We start from the raw sequence: 7,197 nt of genomic DNA, 5'->3' as shown, positions 1-7,197 counted from the left end.
GGCTCCGGTGTGATGTGGACGATACTGGGATTGAACCAGTGACCTCTTCCGTGTCAGGGAAGCGCTCTCCCGCTGAGCTAATCGTCCTCGGGAATCATGATCACGCGGTGGAGCGGATCATGGGCACTGCGTGCGCGATACTGGGATTGAACCAGTGACCTCTTCCGTGTCAGGGAAGCGCTCTCCCGCTGAGCTAATCGCGCTGGGCGGATCTTCGTGAGATCCAGTGGACGATACTGGGATTGAACCAGTGACCTCTTCCGTGTCAGGGAAGCGCTCTCCCGCTGAGCTAATCGTCCTTGGAGGTGGAGACGGGATTTGAACCCGTGTAGACGGCTTTGCAGGCCGTTGCCTCGCCTCTCGGCCACTCCACCCGGAGTGTAGGGGATCACGTGGACCCCCTGTGCTGCGAGCGGACGACGAGGCTCGAACTCGCGACCTCAACCTTGGCAAGGTTGCGCTCTACCAACTGAGCTACGTCCGCCTGTCGTTTCGGTCCACTTGCGCGTCCCGGCGACGAACTGAACTCTAGCGGATTCCGGGGCCAGTACAAAAACGCGTTTGTGCAGCGTGCTGCCCTGCGTCGCGCCACGAGCGCCCGCCCTACACTCATGGCGTGCTCGACCTGCCACCTCTCGCCCGCTTCGGCAACCGTGTCGCCACCGGCCTGATCGACGTCACCGACGACCCGGCGGCCCTGGACTCCCACGGTTTCTGGGCCGTCTGCGCGGACTTCGAGGGCCGTCTGACCTGCGCACGCTTCCGCGAGGTGCGCGAGCAGCCGGTGCCCGCGCCGGTGGCGGGCGCCTGGCGGGGGCCGGACGCCGGCGACTGGTCGACCTCCCTGGACCGCTCCGGGTACACGGCGGGCGTGCGCTCCATCCGCGACCGCATAGCGGAAGGCGAGGTGTACCAGGCGAATCTCTGCCGGGTGCTGTCCGCGCCCGTCGCACCGGACAGCGACGTGGACGCCCTGACCTCCCTGCTGGCCCGCGGCAATCCCGCACCGTACGCAGGAACGATCCGGCTGCCGGGGCACGGTGTGGAGATCGCCACCGCCTCGCCCGAGCTGTTCCTGCGCCGCGACGGCCGGGTCGTGGAGTCGGGGCCGATCAAGGGCACCGGGCGCACCGAGGCGGACCTCCTGGACAAGGACTACGCCGAGAACGTCATGATCGTGGACCTGGTGCGCAACGACATCGGCCGGGTCTGCGCCACCGGCAGCGTCACCGTGCCCGACCTGTGCGCCGTCGAGAAGCACCCCGGCCTGGTGCACCTGGTGTCGACGGTACGGGGAGAGCTGCGCGCGGAAGCGGGCTGGCCCGAGCTGCTCGATGCCGCCTTCCCGCCCGGCTCGGTCACCGGCGCGCCCAAGTCCAGCGCCATGAGGATCATCGGCGAGCTGGAGACGGCGCCCCGAGGACCGTACTGCGGCGGCATCGGCTGGGTGGACGCCGACCGGGGCACCGGCGAGCTGGCGGTGGGCATCCGTACTTTCTGGATCGACCGGGACGCGGGCGGCGGCGCCGTGCTGCGGTTCGGCACCGGCGCCGGGATCACCTGGGGGTCCGACCCCGAGCTGGAGTGGCGGGAGACCGAACTGAAGGCATCCCGGCTGCTCGCGGTAGCGTCGGGCACATACGAGGTGAGTGAAGGGATCCGAGAGTGAAGATCTGGCTCGACGGCGGGCTGCAGGACATCGAGTCCGCCCGCGTCTCCGTCTTCGACCACGGGCTGACCGTGGGCGACGGCATCTTCGAGACGGTCAAGGCGGTCGACGGCCGTCCGTTCGCCCTCACCCGGCATCTCGACCGGCTCACCCGCTCCGCCCGCGGCCTCGGCCTGCCCGACCCCGACCTGGACGAGGTCCGCCGCGCCTGCACGGCCGTGCTGGAGGCCAACCCGATGCCGCTCGGCCGGCTGCGCATCACCTACACCGGCGGCCACGGACCGCTGGGCTCGGACCGCGGCGAGCACGGGACCACCCTGGTCGTGGCCCTGGGCGAGACCAGCCGCCGCCCCGACTCCACGGCCGTCGTCACCGTCCCCTGGACCCGCAACGAGCGCGGCGCGCTGACCGGCCTGAAGACCACCTCGTACGCCGAGAACGTCGTGGCCCTCGCCCGGGCCCGCGAACGGGACGCCAGCGAGGCGCTGTTCGGCAACACCGTCGGGCAGCTCTGCGAGGGCACCGGCTCCAATGTCTTCGTCGTCCTGGACGGCGAGATCCACACCCCGCCGCTCGCCTCCGGCTGCCTCGCCGGCATCACCCGGGCCCTGGTCGTCGAGTGGACCGGCGCCAAGGAGACCGACCTGCCGCTGGACGTGCTCCAGCGGGCCGACGAAATCTTCCTCACCTCCACCCTGCGCGATGTCCAGGCCGTCCACCGCGTCGACGACCGTGAACTGCCCGGCGCCCCGGGCCCGGTGACCGCCAAGGCCATGCGGATCTTCGACGAGCGCTCGGCGGCCGATCTCGATCCCTGAGCCCGATAATCGGCTGAACCCGGGGCGCGGCAGCGGGTAGAACTCCCGTGATGACCACGACCCTGCGGCCGGTCGAGCCGCTTCAGCAGAACCCCGACGGCACGCGCTCACGCCGCTACCAGGTGTGCGTCAACAGCCGTCCCGTCGGCACGATCCACCTGGGCACGCACCCCGTCTTCGGCCCCGCCGCCGCCCGGATCATGAGCCTGCGCATCGAGGAACCGGACCGCCGGCGCGGCCGGGGCACGGTGGCCGCGCTCGCCGCGGAGGAGGTCGTACGCGGCTGGGGCTGCCGCCGCATCGAGGTGACCGTCCCCGCCGACGCCGGGCCGGCCCTCCGGCTCGCCACGGCGCTCGGGTACGTCGTGCGCAACCGCGGCATGGAGAAGGCCCTCGGCGACACCTCGCCCGCACTGCCGGAGGGCAGCCGGGCGCGGGCGATGACCGAGGAGGAGTTCCGGTCCTGGCTGGCCCAGGGCAAGGAGGACTTCGCACGCCAGTGGATCGAGCGCGGCGTGCCGGAGGCCGAGGCACGCGCCAAGTCGGAGCGGGACCACGCCACGCTGCTGCCCGAGGGACGCGCCACCGAGGGCATGCTCTTCAGCGTCCTGGAACACCAGGGCACCGCCGTGGGCAGCCTGTGGCTCTCGGTGCGCGGGGAACAGGCCTATGTCTTCGACGTGGAGACCCGGTCCGCCCACCGCGGCCGCGGCCACGGACGCTCCCTCATGTTGCTGGCGGAGGCCCAGGCCGTCGAGGCCGGCAAGCGGACCATCGGGCTCAATGTCTTCGCGGGCAACACCCCGGCCGAGCGGCTCTACGAATCGCTCGGCTACGAGACCACCCGGTACGCGATGTACAAGCACCTGCTGTAGGCGCGATGCGCGGCGGGGGAGGGACCGGGGGGACCGGTTCAGGCCTGCTCGGCGAGCAGGCGGTCGGCGATCTGCTCGATGCGCTCGCGCAGCCCCTCCTGGCTCTTGCCCCCGTCCAGGCGCTCGCCCGCGATGACATACGTCGGGGTGCCGGTCACCCCGATCGCCTTGCCCTCGGCCTGGTCCGCGTCGACCGCGAGGATGTGCCGCCCGTCGATCAGCGCGGTGTCGAACTCCTCGGCGTCCAGACCCAGTTCCCGGGCGACCTCGACCAGGAAGGGCTCGCCCTTGCGGCCCAGCTCTTCGACCTGCCCCAGCAGCGCCTCGGCGTAGGCCCAGCCCTGCCCCTGCGCCAGCGCCTCCTCGGCGGCCTGGGCCGCGGCGAAGGCGTGCTTGTGCTTCTCCAGCGGAAAGTGGCGCAGCCGCAGTTCCAGACGGTCGCCGTAGCGGGCGCGCAGGGCGCGCAGATCGTCGAGGGCGGTGCGGCAGTCCGGGCACTGCAGATCGCACCAGACGTCGAGAACGGGCACGGCGGTGGTGGAGGGGTCACTCATGGGCACAGTCTCCCAGCACCGCCCCCGTGGCACCCAATCGGACCTGGCGTGATCCCGTCGGCGCGCGGCGGGACGTACTGCGGCACCGGCACCTGCGGAGGAGCCGACCCGGAGATGTCCCTGATCTCGGGCCGGAGCATGGCCGGGCGGGGGTGTGCAGGTGCAGGATGGAAGGGACGAAGCGCCCACAGCGACCCACCCTGCCGGGAGGACCGGATGATTGCCGAGACCGTCTGCTCCGCCGTGTCCGCGGCAGGCCTGGGCATCGCGGCCGTCACCGCCTACCGCAAGCGGTTCCTGGCCGCCGCCCGTATCGCCGCCTACGCGCTCGTCCCCCTCGGCCTGGTCCTGACCGGCATCGTCGAGTGGCTGGCCGACACCGCGTTCAGCCTGACGGCCTGGGTCGGTTTCGGACTGCTGGGCCTGTCCTGGGTGATCTTCACGACCACGCGCGCCGTGGAGCGCAGGCGCGGCGGCACCCGCAAGGAGCGGAAGGCGGCCAAGGCGGCCTCCGAGCCCGATGCGGTGGCCCCGGCGGCCTCCGCCCCCTCCCTCGCTCCGGGCTCCCAGCCCGCGACGAGGCAGAAGTCCGCGCCGTCCGACGACGACTTCAGCGACATCGAGGCCATCCTGAAGAAGCACGGCATCTGACCGGGCCCTGGCCGGGCCGGACACGGCCGGGACGCGTCCGTGCGGTCCGCGGTGTCTGCGGGGCGTCGGAGGGCCGTCGGATGGCCGTCGGATGGCCGAAACGTCACAGGGGATCGTGGATCGTCCGGAAACGATCACAACCCGAACCGTCGCCCACTCAATCGGCGAAGCGGCGTTCACCCGGCGAGTGGTGATCGCTCCCGCGGCGCCGGATGCGTCATCATCGCGGCGAGATGCTGGACACGACACACAGCGATGCCGCGCCGCCTCAGGACGAGCCGCGCGGCTGCCTCTTCGCCCTATCCCAGCCACCGCTGATGATCTTCCTTGCGGTGATCGGGTGTCTGCTGCTCACGGCTGCCCTGCACGACCTGCTGTGGCTGTGAGCCGTACCCGCGGTTCCCGGCGTCACCCGTCGGGACCGCGTCGGCGGAGGTGCCTCGCCGGGCGGGCGTGTCCGGTCAGCCCGCCGCTTCCTTGCGCCGTGCCCGGTACGCGGCGACATGCAGCCGGTTGCCGCAGGTCCGGCTGTCGCAGTAGCGGCGCGAGCGGTTGCGGGAGAGGTCGACGAAGGCGTGCCGGCAGTCCGGGGCCTCGCAGCGGCGCAGCCGTTCCCGCTCCCCGGCGACCACGAAGAACGCCAGCGCCATCCCGCCGTCGGCGGCCAGGTGATCGGCGACCGAGGCGCCGGGTGCGAAGTAGTGGATGTGCCAGTCGTAGCCGTCGTGGTCCGTCAGGCGGGGTGTGGTGCCGGCCGCGGCGACCAGTTCGTTGATCAGTCCGGCGGCGGTACGGGCGTCGGGAGCGGCGAAGATCGCGGCAAAGCGGGACCGGAGCCTGCGCACCGCCGACAGGTCGAGCTCCGTCAGAACTCCGACCTCGCTGATGTCGTGCTTCTGCACGAACTGCTCGAGCGCCGCGACGTCCGCCAGTCCGTCCGGCGCCGACTCGTCCTCCGGTGCGGTGTTCACCAGATCCACCACGGCGTCCAGCGCACACCGGGTGTCGTGGGTGATCAGCACGATTCGCTCCCTGGCCTGGGGGGTCGGGCGTGTCGCCCGCCGATGCTGGGCCGATAGTAGTGGCTCAGGCGAGCACCCCACCGCCCCCGCTTCGCACACGGCATCGAATACAACGCCCGAACGAGCCCCGGCGTTCCCCTGGGGGGTATCCGCGGGTTTCCCTGAGGCATCCGCGGGCCGTGCCGACACCCGGACCCCTGTTCTGCTCTCCTTTCACTCTCCGTCACCGCCCCTGCGCAACACAAGGGCGCCGGTCGCGGGAGTCCGCGGCCGACGCCGGTGTGTGCCGTAAGCGGCTGCTCGGGCCCGAGCCGTCTCCCCGAGTCGACGGCGCCGGGCGGCTTGGTGGCCTCGCCTAGCTTTCCGCCAGGATGTGCGAGAGCTCCTGATCGAGATCGAAGTGCCGGTGCTCCGTGCCGGGGGGCACGGCGGCGTCGGTGCGCTTCAGGAAGGACTCCAGGGCCCGCGCTGGGGCCTCGAGCAGAGCCTCGCCCTCCGGGGAGCTCAGCGCGATGCAGACGACGCTCTGGCCATGACTGCGCGACGGCCAGACGCGGACGTCGCCCGTGCCGGTGGGGCGGTGAAGTCCCTCGGCGAGGAGGTCGCGGGCGAACACCCACTCGACGGTCTCCTCGGCTCCGGTGTGGAAGGTGGCGTGCACGGCGTAGGGGTCGGCCGTGTCGTACCGCAGGCCTGCGGGGACAGGCAGGGAGGACTCGCTCGACACAACGAGGCGCAGGTGCAGCTCGCAGCTGACCGTGGTGTTCATAAGCGCCAGGGCCTTTCGCTCAGTGTGCGCTCGGGGATTCGCACGTCGGCGAAATCGACATGCCACCTACGGTGCCGTTGTAAACCCCTCTGAGTGTTTTGCGTGCGTTTATGTAACTCGTCCGGCCGAGAGATCGTTCGGGCGGTGCGCCCATTCCGGTGATGTGATTCGCTCGGGTAGTGTTTGGCCGTATGAACACGGGGAGTAACAAGCGCGGTGAGGCGGCCGTGGCCGCCGGCCGGGCGGACCGAGCGGAAGGGGCAGCGACGGGCGAGGCGGCGGATCGGAAGGAGCGCGGGGAGCGGCCGCTCGGCTCGCGGGCGCCTCGGTTCATCCAGGCGCGTCGCGGGCTGCACATCAGCTGGCAGGTCGGCGTCTTCGTCATCGGCCTGGCCGTCGTCGCGGCCGGAGTGATCATGCTGCCGCTGCCCGGGCCGGGCTGGGTGGTGATCTTCGCCGGCATGGCGATCTGGGGGACCGAGTTCGCCTGGGCCCAGCTGGTGCTGCGCTGGACCAAGCGCAAGGTCACCGAGGCGGCGCAGCGGGCCCTCGATCCCAAGGTGCGGCGCCGCAACATCATCCTGACCTCGATCGGCCTGGTCATCGTGGCCGTGCTGGCCGGGATCTACTTCTACAGGTTCGGCCTCGTCATGCCGTGGAAGATCAAGGACCAGTGATCAGGGCCGGGGCCCGGGGCGACCGGCCCCCTCTGGTCACGAGCACCCCCTGACATGGGGTAATGTTCTTCCTGCGCCCGGGCGATTAGCTCAGTGGGAGAGCGCTTCGTTCACACCGAAGAGGTCACTGGTTCGAACCCAGTATCGCCCACCGGATCACAG

At 71.0% G+C, this 7,197-nt stretch carries 9 protein-coding genes and 6 tRNA genes; 7 read left to right on the top strand and 8 right to left on the bottom strand.

The window, feature by feature from the left end; translation table 11 throughout:
• Window positions 1-15: 15 nt before the first annotated feature.
• The 5 genes from ABD207_RS19495 to ABD207_RS19475 all read right to left on the bottom strand — a co-directional run bounded on the left by ABD207_RS19495 (window position 16) and on the right by ABD207_RS19475 (window position 484).
• Window positions 16-87, bottom strand: a tRNA-Val gene (locus tag ABD207_RS19495).
• A gap of 44 nt (window positions 88-131) precedes the next feature.
• Window positions 132-203: transfer RNA gene (locus ABD207_RS19490), tRNA-Val, on the bottom strand.
• Between the two features lie 24 nt (window positions 204-227).
• Window positions 228-299, bottom strand: a tRNA-Val gene (locus ABD207_RS19485).
• Window position 300: 1 nt separating this feature from the next.
• Window positions 301-374, bottom strand: a tRNA-Cys gene (locus ABD207_RS19480).
• 37 nt (window positions 375-411) lie between these two features.
• A tRNA-Gly gene (locus ABD207_RS19475) sits at window positions 412-484 on the bottom strand.
• A gap of 132 nt (window positions 485-616) precedes the next feature.
• Between ABD207_RS19475 and ABD207_RS19470 the strand changes: the two genes are divergently transcribed.
• The 3 genes from ABD207_RS19470 to ABD207_RS19460 are packed head-to-tail and all read left to right on the top strand — an operon-like array spanning window position 617 to window position 3,362.
• Window positions 617-1,669, top strand: a complete 1,053-nt coding sequence (locus tag ABD207_RS19470; protein WP_344014381.1) for a chorismate-binding protein — start codon at window positions 617-619, stop codon at window positions 1,667-1,669.
• Window positions 1,666-2,487 carry an aminotransferase class IV gene (locus ABD207_RS19465; protein ID WP_344002283.1) on the top strand — a complete coding sequence of 274 codons (822 nt, stop codon included), beginning with the start codon at window positions 1,666-1,668 and terminating at the stop codon, window positions 2,485-2,487. The genes ABD207_RS19470 and ABD207_RS19465 overlap by 4 nt, the downstream gene beginning before the upstream one ends.
• A 50-nt stretch (window positions 2,488-2,537) precedes the next feature.
• Window positions 2,538-3,362 carry a GNAT family N-acetyltransferase gene (locus tag ABD207_RS19460; RefSeq protein WP_344014380.1) on the top strand — a complete coding sequence of 275 codons (825 nt, stop codon included), beginning with the start codon at window positions 2,538-2,540 and terminating at the stop codon, window positions 3,360-3,362.
• A 38-nt stretch (window positions 3,363-3,400) separates the two neighbouring features.
• On the opposite strand, the gene ABD207_RS19455 is transcribed toward ABD207_RS19460, so the two are convergent.
• Window positions 3,401-3,916: a DsbA family protein gene (locus ABD207_RS19455; RefSeq protein ID WP_344014379.1), complete on the bottom strand. Its 516-nt coding sequence runs from the start codon at window positions 3,914-3,916 to the stop codon at window positions 3,401-3,403.
• A 216-nt stretch (window positions 3,917-4,132) separates the two neighbouring features.
• Here ABD207_RS19455 and ABD207_RS19450 point away from each other — a divergent pair, with 216 nt between their 5' ends.
• Window positions 4,133-4,567, top strand: coding sequence for a hypothetical protein (locus ABD207_RS19450; protein WP_344014378.1), 435 nt, complete (start codon window positions 4,133-4,135; stop codon window positions 4,565-4,567).
• Window positions 4,568-4,800: 233 nt separating this feature from the next.
• Window positions 4,801-4,953, top strand: coding sequence for a hypothetical protein (locus ABD207_RS19445; protein ID WP_167990614.1), 153 nt, complete (start codon window positions 4,801-4,803; stop codon window positions 4,951-4,953).
• Between the two features lie 75 nt (window positions 4,954-5,028).
• On the opposite strand, the gene ABD207_RS19440 is transcribed toward ABD207_RS19445, so the two are convergent.
• Window positions 5,029-5,589: a CGNR zinc finger domain-containing protein gene (locus tag ABD207_RS19440; protein WP_344014377.1), complete on the bottom strand. Its 561-nt coding sequence runs from the start codon at window positions 5,587-5,589 to the stop codon at window positions 5,029-5,031.
• 355 nt (window positions 5,590-5,944) lie between these two features.
• Entirely contained in the window at window positions 5,945-6,358 is a 414-nt protein-coding gene (locus ABD207_RS19435; protein ID WP_167990618.1) for an SsgA family sporulation/cell division regulator, read from the bottom strand.
• A 191-nt stretch (window positions 6,359-6,549) separates the two neighbouring features.
• Here ABD207_RS19435 and ABD207_RS19430 point away from each other — a divergent pair, with 191 nt between their 5' ends.
• Complete coding sequence (locus ABD207_RS19430) at window positions 6,550-7,035, top strand: TIGR02611 family protein (RefSeq protein ID WP_344014376.1); 486 nt, start codon at window positions 6,550-6,552, stop codon at window positions 7,033-7,035.
• 79 nt (window positions 7,036-7,114) lie between these two features.
• Window positions 7,115-7,186: transfer RNA gene (locus ABD207_RS19425), tRNA-Val, on the top strand.
• Window positions 7,187-7,197 lie beyond the last annotated feature (11 nt).

This window comes from Streptomyces thermospinosisporus, assembly GCF_039526425.1.
Taxonomy (GTDB): domain Bacteria; phylum Actinomycetota; class Actinomycetes; order Streptomycetales; family Streptomycetaceae; genus Streptomyces; species Streptomyces thermocarboxydovorans.
Note: the sequence above shows the minus strand (reverse complement) of the source record. Positions and strands in the feature narration are given on the sequence as shown.

Coding starts and splice junctions, on each gene's coding strand:
- ABD207_RS19460 (WP_344014380.1), top strand. CDS start 2,538: ATGACCACGACCCTGCGGCCGGTCGAGCCGCTTCAGCAGAACCCCGAC.
- ABD207_RS19455 (WP_344014379.1), bottom strand. CDS start 3,916: ATGAGTGACCCCTCCACCACCGCCGTGCCCGTTCTCGACGTCTGGTGC.
- ABD207_RS19450 (WP_344014378.1), top strand. CDS start 4,133: ATGATTGCCGAGACCGTCTGCTCCGCCGTGTCCGCGGCAGGCCTGGGC.
- ABD207_RS19445 (WP_167990614.1), top strand. CDS start 4,801: ATGCTGGACACGACACACAGCGATGCCGCGCCGCCTCAGGACGAGCCG.
- ABD207_RS19435 (WP_167990618.1), bottom strand. CDS start 6,358: ATGAACACCACGGTCAGCTGCGAGCTGCACCTGCGCCTCGTTGTGTCG.
- ABD207_RS19430 (WP_344014376.1), top strand. CDS start 6,550: ATGAACACGGGGAGTAACAAGCGCGGTGAGGCGGCCGTGGCCGCCGGC.